The 22,232-nt window shown below is 64.7% G+C and carries 20 protein-coding genes and 1 tRNA gene; all 21 read right to left on the bottom strand.

The annotated features are described in order from the left end of the window. Positions 1-22: 22 nt before the first annotated feature. The 21 genes from rpsO to VA603_RS03195 all read right to left on the bottom strand — a co-directional run bounded on the left by rpsO (position 23) and on the right by VA603_RS03195 (position 22,138). Positions 23-283, bottom strand: coding sequence for a 30S ribosomal protein S15 (gene rpsO / locus VA603_RS03295; protein WP_132864332.1), 261 nt, complete (start codon positions 281-283; stop codon positions 23-25). Positions 284-456: 173 nt separating this feature from the next. Continuing rightward, positions 457-1,368, bottom strand: coding sequence for a tRNA pseudouridine(55) synthase TruB (gene truB / locus VA603_RS03290; RefSeq protein ID WP_323437911.1), 912 nt, complete (start codon positions 1,366-1,368; stop codon positions 457-459). A 109-nt stretch (positions 1,369-1,477) separates the two neighbouring features. Continuing rightward, complete coding sequence (gene rbfA / locus VA603_RS03285) at positions 1,478-1,852, bottom strand: 30S ribosome-binding factor RbfA (protein WP_132864334.1); 375 nt, start codon at positions 1,850-1,852, stop codon at positions 1,478-1,480. Between the two features lie 76 nt (positions 1,853-1,928). After that, a complete protein-coding gene (gene infB / locus VA603_RS03280) occupies positions 1,929-4,574 on the bottom strand; it encodes a translation initiation factor IF-2 (protein WP_323437910.1) in 2,646 nt (881 codons plus the stop codon). A gap of 95 nt (positions 4,575-4,669) precedes the next feature. Further along, positions 4,670-6,181, bottom strand: a complete 1,512-nt coding sequence (gene nusA, locus VA603_RS03275; RefSeq protein ID WP_132864336.1) for a transcription termination factor NusA — start codon at positions 6,179-6,181, stop codon at positions 4,670-4,672. 4 nt (positions 6,182-6,185) lie between these two features. Beyond that, entirely contained in the window at positions 6,186-6,776 is a 591-nt protein-coding gene (rimP, locus tag VA603_RS03270; RefSeq protein WP_192286184.1) for a ribosome maturation factor RimP, read from the bottom strand. A gap of 196 nt (positions 6,777-6,972) precedes the next feature. Next, positions 6,973-7,049: transfer RNA gene (locus VA603_RS03265), tRNA-Met, on the bottom strand. A 212-nt stretch (positions 7,050-7,261) separates the two neighbouring features. Continuing rightward, the gene (gene nuoN, locus VA603_RS03260; protein WP_323437909.1) at positions 7,262-8,722 is read right to left on the bottom strand and encodes an NADH-quinone oxidoreductase subunit NuoN; all 1,461 of its coding nucleotides are present in this window, start codon (positions 8,720-8,722) and stop codon (positions 7,262-7,264) included. A gap of 36 nt (positions 8,723-8,758) precedes the next feature. After that, the gene (locus VA603_RS03255) at positions 8,759-10,270 is read right to left on the bottom strand and encodes an NADH-quinone oxidoreductase subunit M (protein WP_313254691.1); all 1,512 of its coding nucleotides are present in this window, start codon (positions 10,268-10,270) and stop codon (positions 8,759-8,761) included. Positions 10,271-10,289: 19 nt separating this feature from the next. Further along, a complete protein-coding gene (gene nuoL, locus VA603_RS03250) occupies positions 10,290-12,398 on the bottom strand; it encodes an NADH-quinone oxidoreductase subunit L (RefSeq protein ID WP_192286186.1) in 2,109 nt (702 codons plus the stop codon). A gap of 6 nt (positions 12,399-12,404) precedes the next feature. Continuing rightward, on the bottom strand, positions 12,405-12,710 hold the full coding sequence (gene nuoK / locus VA603_RS03245; RefSeq protein ID WP_054656949.1) for an NADH-quinone oxidoreductase subunit NuoK: 306 nt from the start codon (positions 12,708-12,710) through the stop codon (positions 12,405-12,407). Further along, entirely contained in the window at positions 12,707-13,360 is a 654-nt protein-coding gene (locus VA603_RS03240; protein ID WP_192286187.1) for an NADH-quinone oxidoreductase subunit J, read from the bottom strand. Before VA603_RS03240 ends, nuoK begins: the two co-directional genes overlap by 4 nt. Before the next feature lie 9 nt (positions 13,361-13,369). Beyond that, complete coding sequence (nuoI, locus tag VA603_RS03235) at positions 13,370-13,858, bottom strand: NADH-quinone oxidoreductase subunit NuoI (RefSeq protein ID WP_132864343.1); 489 nt, start codon at positions 13,856-13,858, stop codon at positions 13,370-13,372. 3 nt (positions 13,859-13,861) lie between these two features. Beyond that, on the bottom strand, positions 13,862-14,956 hold the full coding sequence (nuoH, locus tag VA603_RS03230) for an NADH-quinone oxidoreductase subunit NuoH (protein WP_323437908.1): 1,095 nt from the start codon (positions 14,954-14,956) through the stop codon (positions 13,862-13,864). After that, positions 14,953-17,187, bottom strand: coding sequence for an NADH-quinone oxidoreductase subunit NuoG (gene nuoG, locus VA603_RS03225; protein WP_323437907.1), 2,235 nt, complete (start codon positions 17,185-17,187; stop codon positions 14,953-14,955). Before nuoG ends, nuoH begins: the two co-directional genes overlap by 4 nt. Beyond that, positions 17,184-18,521, bottom strand: coding sequence for an NADH-quinone oxidoreductase subunit NuoF (gene nuoF, locus VA603_RS03220; protein ID WP_132864346.1), 1,338 nt, complete (start codon positions 18,519-18,521; stop codon positions 17,184-17,186). The genes nuoG and nuoF overlap by 4 nt, the downstream gene beginning before the upstream one ends. Before the next feature lie 3 nt (positions 18,522-18,524). After that, the gene (gene nuoE / locus VA603_RS03215) at positions 18,525-19,052 is read right to left on the bottom strand and encodes an NADH-quinone oxidoreductase subunit NuoE (protein ID WP_192286190.1); all 528 of its coding nucleotides are present in this window, start codon (positions 19,050-19,052) and stop codon (positions 18,525-18,527) included. Positions 19,053-19,143: 91 nt separating this feature from the next. Next, positions 19,144-20,451 carry an NADH-quinone oxidoreductase subunit D gene (locus tag VA603_RS03210; RefSeq protein WP_323437906.1) on the bottom strand — a complete coding sequence of 436 codons (1,308 nt, stop codon included), beginning with the start codon at positions 20,449-20,451 and terminating at the stop codon, positions 19,144-19,146. After that, positions 20,448-21,200 (bottom strand): NADH-quinone oxidoreductase subunit C, encoded by a 753-nt coding sequence (locus VA603_RS03205; RefSeq protein ID WP_323437905.1) that lies wholly within the window; start codon positions 21,198-21,200, stop codon positions 20,448-20,450. The genes VA603_RS03210 and VA603_RS03205 overlap by 4 nt, the downstream gene beginning before the upstream one ends. Positions 21,201-21,236: 36 nt before the next feature. Continuing rightward, positions 21,237-21,791 (bottom strand): NuoB/complex I 20 kDa subunit family protein, encoded by a 555-nt coding sequence (locus VA603_RS03200; RefSeq protein WP_132864350.1) that lies wholly within the window; start codon positions 21,789-21,791, stop codon positions 21,237-21,239. Beyond that, positions 21,782-22,138, bottom strand: coding sequence for an NADH-quinone oxidoreductase subunit A (locus tag VA603_RS03195; protein ID WP_057633772.1), 357 nt, complete (start codon positions 22,136-22,138; stop codon positions 21,782-21,784). The genes VA603_RS03200 and VA603_RS03195 overlap by 10 nt, the downstream gene beginning before the upstream one ends. Positions 22,139-22,232: the final 94 nt, after the last annotated feature.

Here is a 22,232-nt window from a genome sequence, read left to right as displayed (position 1 = left end):
CTGCGCCGCGGCGGGAAGTCTATTAGCGGCGCAGGCCGAGCTTTTCAATCAGCGCCTTGTAGCGCTCGACGTCCTTCTTCTTCAGGTAGTCGAGCAGGCTGCGGCGGCGGTTGACCATCTGCAGCAGGCCACGGCGGCTGTGGTGGTCCTTCTTGTGTTCCTTGAAGTGGCCGGTCAGCAGTTCGATGCGGGCGGTCAGCAGGGCCACCTGGACTTCCGGCGAACCGGTGTCGTTGGTGCCGCGGGCGTTGGCTTCAATAACCTTCTGGGTGTCGATCGACATTTCGTGTTTTCTCTTGGATGCGTGGCCGGCAGGAACGTACTGGACGCACCGCGCAGCTCGCCGATTGATAGAACCCCGGCCGACGGCCGGAGGGTGCCCCTACAAGGGCCGCAAAATTGTAACGACCTCAACCATTTGCCACAAGGCGCGTCAGGGTTCGGCGCCTGTCCCATTCAGAGATTGAACCGGCGCTGCGGCGCCAGACGGCCGTCGGACTCCACCTGCCCCAGTCCTAGCGGAGCACCTTCCGCCCCGAAAACCGCCACCAGCCCGACCGGCCAGGCCGGATTGCGCAGACGCTGCCCCATGCAGAACCGGGCCGCCTGCCCCTCATCCAGATCAACCCGGCCAAAGTGGACCAGCCCGTCCTGGATCGGCAGCAACCATTGCAGCAGCGCCGCCTCGTCGCCGCTCTCGGCCACTTCCCGCAGCGCATCCAGCCCGATCATCCGCGGCGACAGGAACGGCTCCACCCACAGGCGGCGCAGCGCGGTGATGTGCGCCCCGCAGCCCAGCAGTTCGCCCAGATCCCTGGCGATGCTGCGGATATAGGTGCCCGAACCACAGGTCACGCGCAGCGACAGCTGCTCGCTCTCCTGCGCCAGCACCTCGATGGCCTGCACGTGGACCTCCCGCTCCGGGGCCTCGATGGCATCCCCGCGCCGGGCCTTCACATACAACGGCTCCCCGCCCTGCTTGAGCGCGGAATAGATCGGGGCGCGCTGGCGGATATGCCCGGTCAGGGTCGCCAGCGCCGCGTCCAATACCTGTCGGGGGATGGCCGGCACCGGACGCTCACGCAGCACGACGCCGTCGGCATCGTCGGTATCGGTGGTACGCCCCAGCGCGATCTGGGCGTCGTAGGCCTTGGCCGAGCCCAGCAGCAGCCCGGCAATCTTGGTCGCCTCGCCGAAGCACAACGGCAGCAGGCCAGTGGCCAGCGGGTCCAGGCTGCCGGTATGCCCCCCCTTCTCGGCACGGAACAGGCGACGAGCCACCTGCAGCGCGGTGTTGGAGCTCATGCCGGCGGGCTTGTCGAGCAGGACGATGCCATCCAGGCGACGGAATGAAATACGGGGACGCATGCAACACCCTACTCGGGCCGGCACGGCAATGCCGGACGGGAATCAGGAAATCATCGGCGCCGTGCGTGGCGCCGGCCAGATATGACAACAGCCCTTGCGGGCTGCTGCTTCACTCTTCGTCGGAGCTCGACGGCGGATGTTTGTCCGACAGGTCGCGCAGCAGGTTGTCGATGCGCTCGCCGCGGTCCACCGAGTCGTCGTAGTGGAAATGCAGCTCCGGCACGTGCCGCAGCTTCATTGCCCGGGCCAGCGCCATGCGCAGCTCCACCGACAGCTCACGCAGGCCCTTCACCGCCTCGGCCGAGCGTTCCGGCATCAGTGCGGTGACGAACACCTTGGCATGGGCCATGTCGCGGGTGACCTCCACGTCCGAGACGCTGACCGATGGCAGCCCGTGCTCACGCACGGCGGCATGCACCAGCGTGCCCAGATCACGGCGGATCTGTGCGGAAACTCGGTCGGTACGGTGGAAAGTCTTTGGCACGTTTTCTGGCTCGTTTGAATATTGCGTTGATGAAGCAGGACCGGCCCGCCATGGGGCGGACCGGTCCGTGGTGCGATTACAGCGTACGCGGCACTTCGATGCGCTCGAAGCATTCGATCTGGTCGCCGGCCTTCACGTCGTTGTAGGCCTTCACGCCGATACCGCATTCGGTACCGTTGCGAACCTCCTCGACGTTCTCCTTGAAGCGGCGCAGCGATTCCAGTTCGCCCTCGAACACCACCACGCTGTCGCGCAGCACGCGGATCGGCTTGTTCCGCTTGACCACGCCCTCGACCACCATGCAGCCGGCGATCGCGCCCAGCTTCGAGCTGCGGAACACGTCGCGGACCTCGGCGATACCGATGATCTCTTCGCGGATTTCCACGCCGAGCAGACCGGAGGCCACCTGCTTCACCTGGTCGATCACGTCATAGATGATCGAGAAGTAACGCAGGTCCACGCCATTGGATTCAATGATGCGACGGGCCGAAGCATCCGCACGCACGTTGAAGCCGATCACGGTGGCCTTGGAAGCGGCGGCCGAATTGGCGTCCGATTCGGTGATGCCGCCCACGCCGGAGTGGATCACGTTGATGCGGATGTCGTCGTTGGACAGGCCCACCAGCGACTGGCTCAGTGCCTGCACCGAACCCTGGACATCGGCCTTGATCAGCAGGTTCAGCACCTGCTGGCCTTCGCCCTTGCCCAGCTGCGCCATGATGTCTTCCATGCGGCTGCCCGCGGTGGCGACCAGACGCGATTCACGGCGCTTGGTCTCACGCTGCTGGGCGACATCCTTGGCCAGGCGCTCGTCTTCAACGACGACAAAATCATCGCCCGCTTCCGGCACGCCGGACAGACCCAGCACCTGCACCGGGATCGACGGGCCGGCTTCGGCCACCTGGCGACCGGTCTCGTCGAACAGCGCACGCACGCGGCCGTACTGGATGCCGCACACCAGGTAGTCACCCTTCTTGAGCTGACCCTGCTGCACCAGCACCGTCGCGACCGGGCCACGGCCCTTGTCCAGCGAGGACTCGATGACCACGCCCGCCGCGCGGCCTTCGGCCACGGCCTTCAGCTCAAGCAGTTCGGCCTGGATCGAAATCGCGTCCAGCAGGTCATCAATGCCCTGGCCGGTCTTGGCGGAGATTTCCACCATCTGCGTATCGCCACCGAAGTCTTCGGCCACGACCTGCTCGGCGAGCAGTTCGTTCTTGACCCGCATCGGGTCGGCCGAGGACTTGTCCATCTTGTTGATCGCCACCACGATCGGCGCGTTGGCGGCGCGGGCGTGCTGGATGGCTTCCTTGGTCTGCGGCATGACGCCGTCGTCGGCGGCCACGACCACCACCACCACGTCGGTCAGCTGCGCGCCACGGGCACGCATCGAGGTGAACGCGGCATGGCCCGGGGTATCCAGGAAGCTGATCACGCCCTTCGGCGTATCCACGTGGTAGGCGCCGATGTGCTGGGTGATGCCACCGGCTTCGCCATTGGCGACCTTGGTACGGCGGATGTAATCCAGCAGCGAGGTCTTGCCGTGGTCGACGTGGCCCATGATGGTGACCACCGGCGGACGCGGCACGGCGTCGCCCTGGTCGGCATCGGTGATGGCCAGCAGTGCGTCTTCGGCATCGTTGGTGTCCGCGCGCACGGCCTTGTGGCCGAGCTCTTCGGTCACCAGCACGGCGGTGTCGTGGTCGATGGACTGGGTGATGGTGGCCATCACGCCCATCTTGAACAACGCCTTGACCACTTCGCCGCCCTTCAGGGCCAGCTTCTGCGCCAGATCGGCAACGGTCACGGTCTCGCCGATGGCGATCTCGCGCACGACCGGTGCGGTCGGACGCTCGAAGCCATGGCTGCCACCGCCGCCACGCGACTGTTCATTGCCACGACGGCCCTGCGGCGCACGGCTGCCCGGGCGACCACGCGAATTATTGTTGTTGCTGTTGCCGCGACGCGCACGGTCCGATGCCGACAGGTGCAGCTGGCCACCGAAACGGTTGCCGCCATCGTTGTCCGCGCCCTGCGTGCCACGTGCCTTGCCCGGCTTGGCATGCGACGACGGCGCGCGATCCTCGCGGATCGGCGCACGCGGCGCAGCCGGTGCCGCGGCATGACGCGGCGCCTTGGCCACCGGCTCGCTTGCCGCTCCGGTCACCGCCGGCTTTGCAAGCTTGGCCTTGGCCGCTTCTTCGGCGGCGATGCGCTCGGCTTCGATACGCTGGCGCTCGGCGTCCTCGGCCGCCTTCTGGCGGGCGATTTCCTCGTCGCGGGCACGGTCCTTCTCGGCCAGCATGCGCTGCTCGTCGAGATTGCGCTGACGCGATTCCTCGAGCTTGCGCAGGATTTCGGCGCGCTCCTCGTCCGGCGTCATCGCAGGCTTGCCACCTTCCGGCTTGACGTAGGTACGCTTCTGGCGCACCTCGACGTTGACCGTGGTCTTGCTGCGACCGGCATTGACCGTCACTTCCTGGTGCTTGCGACGGGCCAGGGTGATCTTCTTCGGGGCGCCTTCGGCACCCTCGTCGGCGGGCGACTCATCCTTGCCGTGCGAACGGCGGAGGAATCCCAGAAGCTTCACTTTCTCGGTGCTGGTCACGACCTGGTCGGGACCGCTGAACTTCATGCCGGCCTGGGCCAGCTGCTCCAGCAGTTTCTCGACCGGCGTGTTGACCAGTTCGGCGAGCTTGCGGATGGTGGTTTGCTGCGACATTCGGATCCTATGATCTTGTTGGCGCCCCCTCGACACGAACGAAGGCAGCGCGGAGTCTACGCCCTGAGCGGCTCAGGGCACTGTTCATCGCTGGCTCATTCGCCGCGCTCCAGGCGGGCGATCTCCTCGGCGCGGGCGGCGAGGACCAGCGCTGCGGCGCGCTCAAGATCCATACCCTCGATACCGAACTCCAGGATCTCGTCGGCAGCCAGGTCCGACAGATCCTCACTCGTACGCACGCCATGACCGGCCAGTGCGTACGCGGTTGCTTCATCCATGCCCTTCAATGCCAGCAGGTCATCCGCCGGCACGCCGCCTTCGGCGCCCTCTTCCACGGCCAGCGCCTCGTTGAGCAGCGCGTCGCGTGCGCGGGCACGCAGTTCCTCGACGATGTCCTCGTCGAAGCCTTCCACGGCCAGCAGCTCGCCGACCGGCACGTACGCGATTTCTTCCACGGTGCCGAAACCTTCGGACACCAGGATGCCGGCGATTTCCTCGTCCACTTCCAGCTTGTCCATGAACAGCTGGCGGGCGACGGCCTGCTCGGCCTCGGACTTGGCGGTCACCTGGTCCTGGGTCATCACATTCAGCTGCCAACCGGTCAGACGGCTGGCCAGGCGCACGTTCTGGCCGCCCTTGCCGATCGCCTGGGCCAGGCGGTCTTCGGCCACGGCCAGGTCCATCGAGTGCTTCTCTTCATCGACGATGATCGACTGCACTTCGGCAGGCGCCATCGCATTGATGACGAAGTTGGCCGGGTTCTCGTTCCACAGCACGATGTCCACGCGCTCGCCATTGAGCTCGTTGGACACGGCCTGGACGCGCGAACCGCGCATGCCGATGCAGGCGCCGATCGGATCGGTGCGGCTGTCATGGGCCAGCACGGCGATCTTGGCACGGTCGCCCGGGTCGCGGGCACAGGCCTTGATCTCGACCAGGCCCTGGCCGACTTCCGGCACCTCGAGCTTGAACAGCTCGATCATGAATTCCGGGGCAGCGCGGCTGATGAACAGCTGCGGACCACGCGGCTCCGAGCGCACTTCGGCCAGGTAACCGCGCACGCGGTCGCCGGCGCGCAGCACGTCGCGCGGGATGCCCTTGTCCTTCGGGATGAAGGCCTCGGCGTTGCCGCCCAGGTCCACGTAGATGTTGCCACGCTCGGCACGCTTGACCACGCCGGTGACCAGCTCGCCGACGCGATCCTTCCATGCATCGACCACCTGCTGGCGCTCGGCCTCGCGCACGCGCTGCACGATGACCTGCTTGGCGGCCTGGGCGGCGATGCGGCCGAAATCCGGGTTCTCGATCTGCTCTTCGATGTAGTCACCGATCTCGACGCCGTCGGCTTCGTCGATTGCGTCCATCATGCGGATCTGGCGGTCCGGCGATTCCATCACCACGTCGTCGGCGACCACTTCCCAGCGACGGAAGGTCTCGTAGCTACCGTCCTTCTGGTTGATCGACACGCGCGCCAGCACGTCCTGGTCGATGTAACGCTTCTTCGCCGCGGAGGCGAGCGCTGCTTCGATCGCGTCGAAAATCACTTCGCGCGGCACGCCCTTCTCGTTGGCGACTGCGTCAACTACCAGCAAAAGTTCCTTGCTCATCGGCTCACTCCGCGCGCGGCTTTTTGGCCGCCGTTTCGTTATTGGATTTGTTCTTGGCCTTGTCGCCCTTCTTCGGGGCCGGGCCGGTGGGTTTGGTCGGCGCCAGGCCCAGTGCGGCCCAGTCCGGAATGATGCGTGCCTTGTCGATGTTGTCGAACGCGGCCACGAACGGCTTGCCGTCGACGATGAACGTCACGGTGCCCTGCGCGTGGTCCACCGCGGCGATCTCGCCCTGCAGGCGGCGGCGGCTCTCCTGCGGCAGCTTCAGGCCGACCTTGGCGGACTGGCCAAGCTGCTGCTCGAACTGTTCCAGCGTGAACAACGGACGGTCCACGCCCGGCGAGGAGACTTCCAGCGTGTAGTTGCCGCTGATCGGGTCTTCCACGTCCAGTTGCGCCGACACTTCGCGGCTGACCCGCTCGCAGTCGTCGACATTGACCATGCGCTCGGGCTGTTCGGCCAGCGGCACGTCGATGTACAGGCGCAGGGTTGCACCGCCGGGGGCCGGCAGATACTCGGCGCCCAACAAATCGAGCCCCAGCGCTTGCACGGTGGGGCCCAGCAGATTCGCGATTTCAGTAGCCTTGTCGCTCACAGCCTGCCTTGGTTCGGTAAATGGGGGCTGGTACCACCCAGCCGGGATTTTCCGTTGTCCGGAAACAACAAAGGACCCTATTGGGCCCTTTGTCCGGTTGAAATCCGGTGACTGGATTCCGGTTGCAAGAACGGAAGCAAACGTTCTTGCGAGCCCAGACTTTGGCTTCAATCGACATTGTCGCAGAAACCGAAGCTGGTAGCGGGGGCAGGATTTGAACCTGCGACCTTCGGGTTATGAGCCCGACGAGCTGCCAGACTGCTCCACCCCGCAGCAGAAGCGGAATTATGAAGTAACTTGGATCAGATTGCAACCCTTATTTACTTCACTTGTTTCTCCGATCTTCCGGAGAAACCCGAGGAATTGACTCCCCGGCGGAACCACCTTCCGGTGATTCCGGCAGCGCCGCGTCGCGTTGCTGCCGTCAAATCAGGACGTGAATATTACACGATTCACATCTTTGTGTAACTGTTTTTTGAAAATTATTACGACAAATGTGCAAATGCCGTGCGCATCCACTGCAGGATCGGCCCCAGGCCCAGCGGCAGGAACAGCAGCAGGACCGAATTCACGCCCAGCACGATGCCCAGGATGCGGTCGTTGTTGCGCGGCAGCGCCTCGCCCACCGGCTCATCGAAGTACATGACCTTGATGACACGCAGGTAGTAGAAGCAACCGATCACTGCGCAGATCACGCCGACCATGGCCAGCCACAGCAGGTCGCCGTTGATTGCAGCACCCAGCACCGCCAGCTTGGTCCAGAAGCCCAGGAACGGCGGGATACCGGCCAGCGACGCCATGATGCACAGGACCAGACCGGCCATCCACGGGCTACGGGCATTCAGCCCCTTGAAGTCCTCGATGTTCTCGGCCTCGAAGCCGGCACGCGACAGCGCGATGATCGCGCCGAACGAAGCCGTCGACATGATGGCGTAAGCCACCGCGTAGAACATCGCGGCCGAATAGCCCTGCTCGCCGCCACCGGCCACGCCCATCAGCAGGAAGCCGATGTGGGAGACCGTGGAGTAGGCCAGCATGCGCTTGAGGTTGGTCTGCGCGATGGCCATCAGGTTGCCCACGATCAGCGACAGCGCGGCCAGGCCGGCCAGCACATACTGCAGTTCGGTCGACAACGGGCCTACGCCCATTTCCAGCAAACGGTAAGCCATGCCGAACGCGGCCAGCTTCGGTGCCGAGCTGATGAACAGCGCGATCGGCGCCGGAGCACCCTGGTACACGTCCGGCAGCCACATGTGGAACGGCGCGGCGCCCAGCTTGAAGGCAATGCCGGCGACCATGAACACCGCGCCGGTCAGCAACAGCAGGCGCTCGTCGGAATGGGCGATGGCGCCGTGGATGACGTCCAGGTGCAGCGAGCCGGTGGCGCCATAGATCAGCGACATGCCGTACAACAGCAGGCCCGAGGCCAGCGAACCCAGCACGATGTACTTCATGCCGGCTTCGGCGGCGAGCTTGTTCTCGCGGTTGCTGGCAACCAGCGCGTACGAACACAGCGCCAGCAGCTCCAGGCCCAGGTAGACCATCAGCAGGCTACCGGCCGACACCAGGATCATCATGCCGGCGGTGGCGAACAGGATCAGCACCGGGATCTCGCCCTGGTACAGGTTGCGTTCGCGCAGGTAGCTCCAGCCGTAGATCAGGCTCAGGCCACTGACCAGCACCACCACCGTCTTCATGATGTCGGCGGCGTTGTCGCGGATGAACATGCCATGGAACACCTCACCCTGCCCGCCCACGCCACCCAGCAGCAGGCCGAAGGCGACGGCCAGCACGGCCACCGAGATGAAGTGGGTCCAGACCTTGTGCCGGTTGCTGATGAACAGATCGAGGATCAGCAGGGCGAAGGCGCCACCAATCACCACCAGTTCTGGCAGCAACGGCGGGAGGTCGGCGGTGGTCAACGGCAGAAGCGTCGGCGTTGTCATCATCAAATCCTGGAATCAATACTCTCGACGGGCCGCTTACAGCAGCTTGCTCGATGCGATCTGCATCGCCAGCTTGGCGATGGACGGCTCCATCAGGTCGGTCAGCGGCTTGGGATAGAAGCCCAGCACCAGCGTGCCGACGGCGAACACACCCAACACCAGCCATTCACGACCGTTGATGTCCTTCAGTTCGGCCACATGGGCATTGCCCACCTCGCCGAAGAACACGCGCTTGTACAGCCACAGCGAGTACGCGGCGCTGATGATCAGCGTAGTCGCCGCACCCAGTGCCACCAGCGGGTTCCACTGGAAGGACGCCAGCACGATCATGAATTCACCCACGAAGCCGCTGGTACCCGGCAGGCCCGAGTTGGCCATGAAGAACAGCAACGCGAAGGTGGCGAACCACGGCATCACGTTGACCACGCCGCCGTAATCGGCGATGCGGCGGCTATGCATGCGGTCGTACAGCACGCCCACGCAGGAGAACATCGCACCGGACACGAAGCCGTGCGAGATCATCTGCACCATGGCGCCCTGCAGGCCCAGGCGGGCGGCGTCGGCGTTGCCGGCCTCACGCACCAGCCACAGCGCGGTGAACGTGCCGAGGGTGACGAAGCCCATGTGTGCGACCGACGAATAGGCGATCAGCTTCTTCATGTCGTCCTGCACCATCGCGACCAGGCCGACGTAGATCACCGCCACCAGCGACAGCGCGATCACCAGCCAGGCCCACTCGGCGCTGGCGTCCGGCACGATCGGCAGGTTGAAGCGCAGGAAGCCGTAGCCACCGATCTTCAGCGCGATGGCAGCCAGGATCACCGAACCGGCGGTCGGCGCTTCCACGTGCGCATCCGGCAGCCAGGTGTGCACCGGGAACATCGGCACCTTGACCGCGAAGGCGATCAGGAAGGCGAAGAAGATCCACGTCTGTTCCTTGGCCGACAACTGCAGCTGGTACAGGTCGGCCAGCTGGAAGCTGCCGCCCTTCAGGTACAGGTAGATCAGCGCCACCAGCATCAGCACCGAGCCGAGGAAGGTGTACAGGAAGAACTTCATGGCCGCGTAGATGCGACGCGGGCCGCCCCAGACGCCGATGATCAGGAACATCGGGATCAGCATGGCTTCGAAGAACACGTAGAACAGCATCGCGTCGGTGGCGGCGAAGATGCCGACCGTGACGCCCTCCAGGATCAGGAAGGCGGCGACGTACTGGTTCACGCGCTTGTCGACCACGCCCCAGGCGCCGATCAGGGCCAGCACGCCGACCAGGGTGGTCAGCAGCACCAGCGCGATGGCGATGCCATCGACGGCGAGGTTGTAGCCGATACCGAAGGCCGGGATCCACGGATGCTGCTCGACGAACTGCATCACGTCGGCGGCGCCGCGGTCATAGCCGCTGAGCAGGCCGAGGCTCAACAGGAAGGTGAGCAATGCCACCGCCAGCGACGCCCAACGGGCGGTCTGGGCGTTGCGCACGGCGAGGATCAACGCACCGCCGATGATCGGCAGCCAGATGAGAACACTAAGTAGGGGCCAGTTCGACACGTCTTCTATTCCGTACAGGTCAACGCCAGAAATGCATCAGCAGGCCCAGCAGGGCAATCAGGCCGATGATCATCGCGAAGGCGTAGTGGTAGAGGAAACCGGATTGGGTGCGGCGCAGCAGGTTGGCAGCCAGGTCGACCAGACGGGCCGAACCATTCACCACCACACCGTCGACGACCGTGCTGTCCACGGCACGGGCGGCCTTGCCGAGCTGCACACCACCGCCGGCAAAGCCGTCGATCCAGAGCTTGTCGAAGCCGTACTTGTTTTCCAGCACCGAAACCAGCGGTGCCAGGTTCTTGCGCGCCTGACCGGCCAGTTCCGGCTTCCAGACGTAGAACACCCACGCCAGGATGAAGCCCGCAACCGTCAGCCAGAACGCCGGCATCATCATGCCGTGCAGCGCGTAGGCCACCGAGCCGTGCCAGAACTCCTTGCCCACGGCGGCGATGGTGTCGCGTGCCGGGTCGTAGAAATCAACGATGCCGGTGAAGAACGACATGGCCTGGCCCGGCACGCCACCCTCGGCGGCATGACCGTCCCAGCCGGTGCCGAACAGCATCGGGCCAATGGTGAAGAAGCCGATCAGGATGGACGGGATGGCCAGCAGGATCAGTGGCACCGTCACCACCAGCGGCGACTCGTGCGGTTCGTGGGCGCCGTGACCGTGGTGGTCATCGTGGCCATGGCCGTGATGGCCATGGTCATCGTGCGCGTCACGGAAGCGCTCCTTGCCGAAGAAGGTCAGGAACAGCAGGCGGAAGCTGTAGAAGCTGGTGACGATCACGCCACCGAGCACCGCCCAGTAGCCATACGTGGCCACCCAGCTGGACGAATGCTGCGCGTGGTGCGCGGCGGCTTCGATGATGGTGTCCTTGGAGTAGAAGCCCGCGAAGAACGGGGTGCCGACCAGGGCCAGCGTACCGATCCACATGGTGATGTGGGTGATCGGCATGTACTTGCGCAGGCCGCCCATCTTCAGCATGTTCTGCTCGTGGTGCATGCCGATGATCACCGAGCCGGCACCCAGGAACAGCAGCGCCTTGAAGAAGGCGTGGGTCATCAGATGGAACACGGCGCCCGAGTAGGCGGACACGCCCAAGGCAACGGTCATGTAGCCCAGCTGCGACAGCGTCGAGTAGGCAACCACGCGCTTGATGTCGCTCTGCACGATGCCGATCAGGCCGGTGAAGAAGGCCGTGGTCGCACCGATGAACAGGATGAAGTCCAGCGCGGTCTGCGACAGCTCGAACAGCGGCGACATGCGGGTGACCATGAAGATGCCAGCGGTCACCATCGTCGCGGCGTGGATCAGCGCCGAGATCGGGGTCGGGCCTTCCATCGAGTCCGGCAGCCACACATGCAGCGGCACCTGGGCCGACTTGCCCATCGCGCCGATGAACAGGCAGATGCAGATCACGGTGGCGATCGACCACTGGTGGTCACCGATCAGCTGCACCATGGCATGGCCGGTGGCATCGGTACCCAGCACGGTGCCGGCATTGGCGAACACGGTGGCGTAGTCCAGCGTACCGAACGCCCACAGGATGCCGCCGATGCCCAGCAGGAAGCCGAAGTCACCGACGCGATTGACCAGGAAGGCCTTCATGTTGGCGAAGATGGCGCTGGGCTTCTTGAAGTAGAAGCCGATCAGCAGGTACGACACCAGACCCACCGCTTCCCAGCCGAAGAACAGCTGTAGGAAGTTGTTGCTCATCACCAGCGTGAACATCGAGAAGGTGAACAGCGAGATGTAGCTGAAGAAGCGCTGGTAGCCGTCGTCCTCGGACATGTAGCCGATGGAGTAGATGTGCACCAGCAGCGATACGAAGCTCACCACCACCATCATCATGGCGGTCATGCGATCGATCATGAAGCCGACGTGGGCCGCGTACTGGCCGACCTCGAAGAAGGTGTAGATGTTCTGGTTGAACGGCTGCGCCCCACCCCACAGCAGCTGGTACAGCGTGTGTGCGGACAGCACGAAGCTGATCGCCACGCCGAGGATGGTGATGTACTGGGCGCCCTTGCGCCCGACCTGGCGTCCGAAGAGGCCGGCGATGATGCTGCCGAACAGTGGTGCGAGCACCACTGCGATCAACAGACTCTTGGAGAGAGTGATTTCCATCTCGGATCAGCCCTTCAGCGAATCAACTTCGCCCACGTTGATGGTGTGGCGAGTACGGAACAAGGTCACCAGGATCGCGAGGCCGATTGCAGCTTCGGCTGCGGCCACGGTCAGGATGAAGAACACGAACAGCTGGCCGGCGGTATCGCCCAGCTCACGCGAGAAGGCGATGAAGTTGATGTTGACCGACAGCAGCATCAGTTCGATCGACATCAGCAACACGATGATGTTCTTCCGGTTCAGGAAGATGCCGGCGACGGAGATGCAGAACATCACCGCGCCCAGCGCGAGCATATGGCCCAGGGAAATCATGGCTTGGCCTCCTCGCCACCTTCGTTGTTCGCTTGCACCTGCACCACCGGCTTCTCGGCGGCCATCTTGACGATGCGCAGGCGGTCTTTTGCCTTGACCATGGTCTGCTCGGTCGGGTTCTGCGTCTTCAGGCCCTGACGGCGGCGCAGGGTCAGCATCACGGCTGCCACCACGGCGACGGTCAGGATCACTGCGGCGAACTCGAACGGCAGCAGGTATTCGGTGAACAGGCTGCGCGCCAGCCAGGTGATGTTGGAGGTGTCCGCGGCGACCGCGGCGGCGTTGTCCACGGGGAACGGCGCCATGCGGGCCTTGATGCCGATCAGGGTCAGCATCTGCACCAGCATCACCACCGCGACCACCAGGCCCACCGGCAGGTAGCGCACCCAGCCTTCACGCAGGTTGGTGGTATCGATGTCCAGCATCATCACCACGAACAGGAACAACACCATCACCGCACCGACGTACACCAGCACCAGCGTGACGCCCAGGAACTCGGCCCCCACCAGCAGCCACACGCAGGCCACCGAGAAGAAGGTCAGGATCAGGCACAGCACGGCATACACCGGGTTGCGCACGCTGATCACCGACGCGGCCGAAATGCCCGCGATGATCGAGAAGAACCAGAAAGCGATATTTACCCAATCCATCTCGAGACCTCAGCGGAAAGCAGCGTCGGCGGCGCGGCGCTCGGCGATTTCGGTTTCAAGCCGATCGCCGATGGCCAGCAGCTGCGGCTTGGTGATGATGTTTTCGCCACGCTTCTCGAAGTGGTACTCGAGAATGTGGGTCTCGACGATCGAGTCCACCGGGCAGCTTTCCTCGCAGAAGCCGCAGAAGATGCACTTGAACAGATCGATCTCGTAACGCGTGGTGCGGCGGGTGCCGTCCTCGCGCTTGGCCGAGTCGATGGTGATGGCCAGCGCCGGGCACACCGCTTCGCACAGCTTGCAGGCGATGCAGCGCTCTTCACCGTTGGGATAACGGCGCAGGGCGTGCAGGCCGCGGAAGCGCGGCGACTGCGGGAACTTCTCCATCGGGTACAGCACGGTGTACTTGGGCTTGAACGTGTACTTCAACGTCAGCCACAGGCCTCCGAGCAGCTCCAGGAGCAGCAGGCTCTTGAAATAGTGGGTGATCTTATTCATGAATCAAACGCCCTTCTGGATCACGCCGTAGAACACCATCAGTGCCGTCACCGCGATCCAGAAAATGGTCAGCGGGATGAACACCTTCCAACCCAGACGCATGATCTGGTCGTAACGGAAACGCGGGAAGCTGGCACGGAACCAGATGTAGGCGCTGGCGAAGAACAGCACCTTGAGCAGCAGCCACGGCCAGCCACCGTCCCAGATCCAGTTGATCCACGGCGACACATCGCCGCTGACCCAACCCTGCAGCGGGCTCAGCCAGCCACCCAGGAAGAAGATCGAGATCAGGAAGCTGACCAGGATCATGTTGGCGTATTCGGCCAGGAAGAACAGCGCGAACGCACCGCCGGAGTACTCGACCATGTGGCCGGCGACGATTTCCGACTCGCCTTCCACCACGTCGAACGGCGCGCGGTTGGTCTCGGCGACGCCGGACACCCAGTACACGACGAACAGCGGCAGCAGCGGCAGCAGGAACCAGTCGAACAGGCCCGAATTACCCTTCTGCGCCAGCACGATGTCGGTCAGGTTCAGGCTGCCGGCGGCGATCATCACGCCGACCAGCGCGAAGCCCATCGCGATTTCGTAGCTGACCACCTGGGCGGCCGAACGCATCGCACCGAGGAAGGCGTACTTCGAGTTGGACGCCCAACCGGCCAGGATCACGCCGTACACGCCCAGCGAGGTCATCGCCAGCAGGTACAGCAGGCCGACGTTGGCGTTGGACAGCACCAGCTTGTAGTCGAAGGGCACCACCGCCCACGCCGCGAACGACGGCGCCAGCACGATCAGCGGCGCGATGACGTACATCGCCTTGTGCGCGCTGGCCGGAGCGATGATTTCCTTGAACAGCAGCTTGGTGACGTCGGCGAAGGCCTGCAGCAGGCCGCCGAGGCCCACGTACATGGGCCCGTGGCGGACGTGCATCCAGCCGATCAGCTTGCGCTCCCACAACACGTAGAACGCCACCGAGATGATCACCGGCATCGCGATGAGCAGGATCTTCAGCACCGTCCACAGGACGATGCCGATGTCGCCCAGGGCGAGGAACCACTGGTGCAGCGGGTCGACCGCGTTCAACAGCAACTCGTTCATGCAGCCACCACCGTTACACGTGCGGCACCCAGCGGCGCGGTCGCGCCGTGGCCCGATTCAATCCAAACCGTACCGGCGGCGACGCGCGCGTCGACCACCACCGGCAGCGTGGCACGACCGGCATCGTTGCCGACCTTTGCCATCTGGCCCTCGCCCAGCGACAGGCGCGCGGCATCGTCGGCATTGAGCACGATGCGCGGGTCGGTGTTGAGCGGATGCGCCTGCAGTGCCTGGGCACGGCGGACGACGGCATCGGTGCGGTAGATGGCCGGGGTCGAAGCGACCTCCAGGCCCTCGCCCGCCACCTGCGGCTGTGCCGAAGCGGCCACCTTGACCGACACCGGCGCGATGCTCGCGCGCAGGCCGGCCAGATCGGTGAAGCCAAAACCGGCCAATTGCATGTCACCGCCCAGCGCACGCAGCACGCGCCAGCCCTCGCGGGCCTCGCCCTGCAGCTTGCCACCGGCACGGGCGACCTGCTCGCGGCCGTCGAGGTTGGTCAGCGTGCCGTCGACCTCCGGCAGCGCGCCGATCGGCAGGATCAGGTCGGCGACGTCGCGGGTCGAGGCACAGGCATACTGGCTGAAGGACACCACCTTGGCACCGGCCAGCGCCTTGCGGGCGGCGTTGGTGTCGGCGAAGTCCAGGCCCGGCTCGATGCCGTACAGCACGTAGGCCTTGCGTGGCTGCGCCAGCATCGCGTTGACGTCCTTGCCGGCCGGCAGCACGCCGACGCGCGACAGGCCAACGGCATTGGCGCCCTGCGGGATGCGGCACAGCTTGGCGCCGGTGGCGGCGGCGAATGCACTGGCGGCCGAACGGATCGCGGCGGCCTGCGGGTGATTCTCGGCAATCGCACCGACGATGATGACGGTGTTGGCACCGCCCTTCACCGCATCGACCAGCTGTGCGTTGCCCAGCGCCTCGACGAAGCGCGACGGGGCGACGATCTGCTTGCCGGCCAGCTTGAAGGCGAAGTCGAACTCCACCGGGTTGACCGCGAAGATCTGCGCGCCACGCTGGGTCTGCGCCTTGCGCAGGCGGGCATGCAGCAGCGGCAGTTCGTGGCGGATGTTGCTACCCAGCACGACGATGCGGTCGGCGTTCTCGATGTCGGCCAGCGAGGCGCCGAACACTTCGGCTACCGGCGCATCGGAGAAGTCGCGGTTGTTGATGCGGTGGTCGAGGTTGTTCGAACCCAGGCCGGCGGCCAGACGAGCCAGCAGCGCGCCTTCCTCGTTGGAGGTCGACGGATGCACCAGCACGCCGAGGTCGTCGCCACGGTTGGCGTCAAGGATCTCGCGGGCAGCGGCCAGGCCTTCGGCCCAGCTCACTTCCTTCCATTCGCCGTTGACCTTCTGCAGCGGCTTGACCGCACGGTCAGCGGCATACAGGCCCTGGTGCGAGTAACGATCGCGGTCGGACAGCCAGCACTCGTTGACCAGCTCGTTGTCACGCGGCACCGCGCGCAGCACTTCGCCGCGGCGCACGTGCAGGAACAGGTTCGAGCCCATCGCGTCGTGGTAGCCCAGCGACTCGCGCGCGGTCAGCTCCCACGGGCGTGCCTTGAACTGGAACACCTTGTTGGTCAGCGCGCCAACCGGGCACACGTCGATGACGTTGCCGGACAGCTCGGTGGTCAGCGGCTTGCCGTCGTAGGTGCCGATCTGCAGGTTCTCGCCGCGCGACATGCCACCCAGCTCGTAGGTGCCCGCCACTTCGGCGGTGAAGCGCACGCAGCGGGTGCACTGGATGCAGCGGGTCATCTCGGTGGCGACCAGCGGACCCATGTCCTCGTCGGCCACCACGCGCTTGCGCTCGTTGAAGCGGCTGACCGAACGGCCGTAGCCCAGCGAGACGTCCTGCAGCTCGCACTCACCGCCCTGGTCGCAGATCGGGCAGTCCAGCGGGTGGTTGATGAGCAGGAACTCCATCACCGAACGCTGGTACTTGAGTGCCTTCTCGTTGCGGGTCTGGATCTTCATGCCATCCATGACCGGGGTCGCGCACGCCGGCGACGGCTTGGGCGACTTTTCAACGTCGACCAGGCACATGCGGCAGTTGGCGGCGATCGGCAGCTTCTCGTGGTAGCAGAAGCGCGGGATCGGGATGCCGGCCTTGTCGGCGGCCTGGATGATCATCGAACCCTTGGGCACGACCAGTGCCTGGCCATCGATCTCGATCGAGACGTGGTCCGGCGGCACGTTTGGATTTACCGGTTGCGCGCTCATGCGGCAGCAGCCTCCACCTTCTTGCCGTCAACCATCGAATGACCGTTGACGATGTAGTACTCGAATTCGTCCCAGAACTGGCGCAGGAAACCCTGGATCGGCCATGCCGCCGCTTCACCGAACGCGCAGATGGTGTGGCCTTCGATCTGGCCGGCCACCGTCTTGAGCTGGTGCAGGTCGTCCATCGTGGCCTGGCCGGCGACGATGCGCTCCAGCACGCGGTGCATCCAGCCGGTGCCTTCACGGCACGGGGTGCACTGGCCGCACGATTCCTTGTGGAAGAACTGGCTGATGCGGCAGGCGAACTTGACGCAGCACACGCTGTCGTCCAGCACCACGATCGCACCCGAACCCAGGCCGGAGCCCAGCGCACGGATGGTGTCGTAGTCCATCGGCAGGTCCTTGAGCTGCTCGGCGGTCAGCACCGGCATCGAGACACCACCCGGGATCGCCGCCTTCAGCTTGCGGCCCGGGCGCAGGCCACCGGCCATTTCCAGCAGCGTGTCGAACGTGGTGCCCAGCGGCACTTCGAAGTTGCCGCCCTTGGTGACGCAACCGGAGACCGAGAAGCACTTCGGGCCGCCGTTGTTGGTCAGGCTCAGGCCCTTGAACCACTCCGGACCGTTGCGGATGATCGCCGGCACCGAGCCGTAGGTCTCGGTGTTGTTGATCGTCGACGGCTTGCCGTACAGGCCGAAGTTGGCCGGGAACGGCGGCTTGTAGCGCGGCTGGCCCTTCTTGCCTTCCAGCGATTCCATCAGCGCGGTTTCTTCGCCGCAGATATAGGCGCCGGCGCCCAGCGCACCGTAGATGTCGATGTCCACGCCGCTGCCCAGCACGTTCTTGCCCAGCCAGCCATGCTTGTAGGCATCGGCCAGGGCCTGCTCGAAGTGCTCGAACGGCTCGTGGTGGAACTCACCACGCAGGTAGTTGTAGCCCACGGTGGAACCGGTGGCGTAGCAGGCGATGGCCATGCCCTCAACCACCGAGTGCGGGTTGTAGCGCAGGATGTCGCGGTCCTTGCAGGTGCCCGGCTCGGATTCGTCCGAGTTGCAGAGGATGTACTTCTGCACGTCGCCCTTGGGCATGAAGGACCACTTCAGGCCGGTCGGGAAGCCCGCGCCGCCGCGGCCACGCAGGCCGGACTGCTTGACCATCTCGATCACGTCGGCCGGCGGGATCTTCTCTTCGAGGATCTTGCGCAGCGCGGCGTAACCGCCGGTCTTGAGGTAGCTCTCGTACGACCACGGGGTGTCGTAGTGCAGCGTGGTGTAAACCACGTTGTGCGGAAGCGGCGCCGGTCCGACCGGGCCCTTGGATTCGTGGTGTGCCATGCCTTACTCCAGCCCGTCCAGCAGCGCGTCGACCTGGTCCAGCGTCAGGCGCTCATGGTAGTGACCGTTGATGACCATCATCGGCGCGCCCGCGCAGCCGGCCAGGCACTCTTCCTCGCGCTTGAGGTAGACGCGGCCGTCCGGGGTCGATTCACCGTGCTTGATGCCCAGCTTCTTCTCGCAATGGCGGACGATGTCGTCGGCGCCGTTGAGCCAGCAGCTGATGTTGGTGCAGATGGCGACGTTGTTGCGGCCCACCTTCTCGGTCTCGAACATCGAGTAGAAGGTGGCGACCTCGTAGGCCCACACGAACGGCAGGTCCAGGTACTTGGCCACGCCGGCGATCAGCTCGTCGGTCAGCCAGCCCTGGTTCTGCTCCTGCGCGGCGTGCAGGCCCTGCAGCACCGCCGAACGCTTGCGCTCCGGCGGGAACTTGGTCAACCAGTGGTCAATGTGGGCACGCGTCTTGTCACTCAACACGACCATCGGGTCGACGTCGCGTGCTGCCTCGTAATTACCTGTCGCCTTCATCGGCCGACCTCAACGAATACCAAATCCTGAAAAACCGATACCTGCAGCAGGCAAGCCGCGCAGGCACCGGGCGCTGTGTTGTTGCCCGGCATTACCGGTCGACCTCACCAAACACGAGGTCGTAGGTACCAATCATCGCCACCACGTCGGCCAGCATGTGGCCGCGCACGACCGAATCGATCGAGGACAGGTGGGCGAAGCCCGGCGCACGCAGGTGCACGCGGAACGGCTTGTTGGCGCCGTCGGACATCAGGTAGCAGCCAAACTCACCCTTCGGCGCCTCGACCGCGGCGTAGGTCTCGCCGGCCGGCACGCAGTAGCCTTCGCTGAACAGCTTGAAGTGGTGGATCAGCGCTTCCATGTCGTCCTTCATCTCGGCACGGGCCGGCGGGGCGATCTTGAAGTTCTTGACCATGACCGGGCCCGGGTTGGCCTTCAGCCACTGCACGCACTGTTTAATGATGCGGTTGGATTCGCGCATCTCGGCCACGCGGACCAGGTAACGGTCGTAGCAGTCGCCATTGGCGCCCAGCGGGATGTCGAAATCAACCGCGTCGTACTTGGCGTACGGCTGCTTCTTGCGCAGGTCCCAGGCAATGCCCGAACCGCGCAGCATCACACCGGTCATGCCCCATGCCAGCGCATGCTCCGGGCTGACCACGCCGATGCCGACCGTACGCTGCTTCCAGATGCGGTTGTCGGTGAGCAGGGTTTCGTACTCGTCTACGCGCTTGGGGAACTCGTTGGTGAAGTTCTCCAGGAAGTCCAGCAGCGAACCCTCGCGTGATGCGTTCAGGCGCTTGAGGGCGTTGCCCTTGTGCCAGCGCGACTCCTTGTACTTCGGCATCGTGTCCGGCAGGTCACGGTACACACCGCCCGGACGGTAGTAGGCCGCATGCATGCGCGCACCGGAGACCGCCTCGTAGCAGTCCATCAGCTCTTCGCGCTCACGGAAGGCGTACAGCATCACCGCCATCGCGCCCAGATCGAGCGCGTTGGAACCCAGCCACATCAGGTGGTTCAGGATGCGGGTGACTTCGTCGAACAGGGTGCGGATGTACTGCGCACGTTCCGGCGCCTCGATCCCCACCAGGGTCTCGATCGCGCGCACGTAGGCGTGCTCGTTGCACATCATCGAGCAGTAGTCCAGGCGGTCCATGTAGCCGACCGACTGGTTGAACGGCTTGGACTCGGCCAGCTTCTCGGTCGCGCGGTGCAGCAGGCCGATGTGCGGGTCGGCACGGACGATGGTTTCACCGTCCATTTCCAGGATCAGGCGCAGCACGCCATGCGCGGCCGGGTGCTGCGGGCCGAAGTTCATGGTGTAGTTGCGGATCTCCTGCCGGGCTTCGGCGGGATTGCTGGCGAAGGCCTGCGAGGCCTGATGGAACTCACTCACTTGCTTGCCTCCGTCAGCGCGCGCTCGCCTTCCGCGGTCTGGAAGCGGGCGTCATCGCGGATCACGCGCGGCACGCCGACGCGCGGCTCGACCGAAGTCACCGGCTCGTACACCACACGCTTCTTTTCTTCGTCGTAACGCACTTCGACGTTGCCGATCAGCGGGAAATCCTTGCGGAACGGATGGCCCACGAAACCGTAGTCGGTCAGGATGCGGCGCAGGTCCGGGTGACCTTCGAAGATCACGCCGTACAGGTCGAACGCCTCGCGCTCGAACCAGTTCAGGCCCGGCCAGATGTCGGTCAGCGAGGCCACCACCGGCAGTTCTTCACTGGGAGCGAAGCAGCGCAGGCGCAGCAGCTGGTTGTGCTGGTAGGAACGCAGCTGGACGACCACCGCGAAGCGCTGCTTCGGCAGTGCATCCGGGCGGGCGCCTTCGGCGGTTTCGTGGCTGGGGAACTCGCCCCACGCGAAACGGCCGGCGCCCTTGCCTTCCACGCCACGGCTGAAACCGTGCGAGGAGACGTCCGAGGTATCCCACTCGTCGCTGCCGTAGCCGAGGTAATCGACGCCGCACAGGTCGGTGGCATGCTCGAAGCCGAGCTCGTCACGCAGCACCTGGGCCGTTGCATGCCAGTCCGCGGCGGACACCTCCAGCGTCACTTCGCCGCGCGGTTCGACCACGCTGACCTGCGCACCGGCGAAACGTGCGGCAAGTCGGTCGATGATTGAAGGTGCTTGCTGGGCCATGGGGGCTGGCGTGCTCTTGATTTGAAAGGGGGATCGTCAGCGGGAGATGGTCTGGGTGCGCCAGATCTTCTTCTGCAGCTGCAAGATGCCGTAAACCAGCGCCTCGGCGGTCGGCGGGCAACCCGGGACGTACACGTCCACCGGCACCACGCGGTCACAGCCACGCACCACGGCATACGAATAGTGGTAATAGCCGCCGCCATTGGCGCAGCTACCCATCGAGATGACCCACTTCGGGTCGGGCATCTGGTCGTAGACCTTGCGCAGCGCCGGGGCCATCTTGTTGACCAGGGTGCCGGCCACGATCATCACGTCGGACTGGCGCGGCGACGGGCGGAACACCACGCCGTAACGGTCAAGGTCCAGGCGGGCGGCGCCGGCGTGCATCATCTCCACCGCGCAGCAGGCCAGACCGAAGGTCATCGGCCACATCGAGCCGGTACGCGCCCAGTTCAACAGCGCGTCGACGCTGGTGGTCACGTAGCCCTTCTCGAGCAGGGGGTTCTCGCCTTCAGGCCGCAGAATGTCATCAACCCGCCCTTCCGGGACGGGGTTGTTCATCAGGCCGTCGAGAGTCTGAATCACTCCCATTCCAGCGCTCCCTTCTTCCAAACGTAGATAAAGCCGAGGAACAACATGCCCACGAACAGGCCCATGGTCACGAGCGAGCGGGCGCCCAGCTCCATGAAGACCTGGGTCCAAGGCACGATGAAGATGATTTCCAGGTCAAAGACGATGAACTGGATGGCGATCAGGTAGTAACGCACGTCGAACTTCATGCGCGCGTTTTCGAACGCCTCGAAGCCACACTCGTAGGCCGAGAGTTTCTCGTTGTCCGGCGAACGGGGAGCGAGGAACCGACCGATCAACATCAGCGTGACGCCGATGCCGGTGGCGACGATCAGAAACAGCAGAGACGGCAAATATTCGGCCAGCACAGCGATTCTCTCTTGCCTCTGCCCGGGACACCCGAAGGGCGCCAAGGCATGGGGGATTGACGGGACTTGCCACGACGGGAGGCTGCTGCATCCC

The organism is Stenotrophomonas capsici (assembly GCF_034961085.1).
In the GTDB taxonomy this organism is placed as follows: Bacteria; Pseudomonadota; Gammaproteobacteria; order Xanthomonadales; family Xanthomonadaceae; genus Stenotrophomonas; species Stenotrophomonas capsici.
This window is presented reverse-complemented; position numbering and strand designations above follow the sequence as displayed.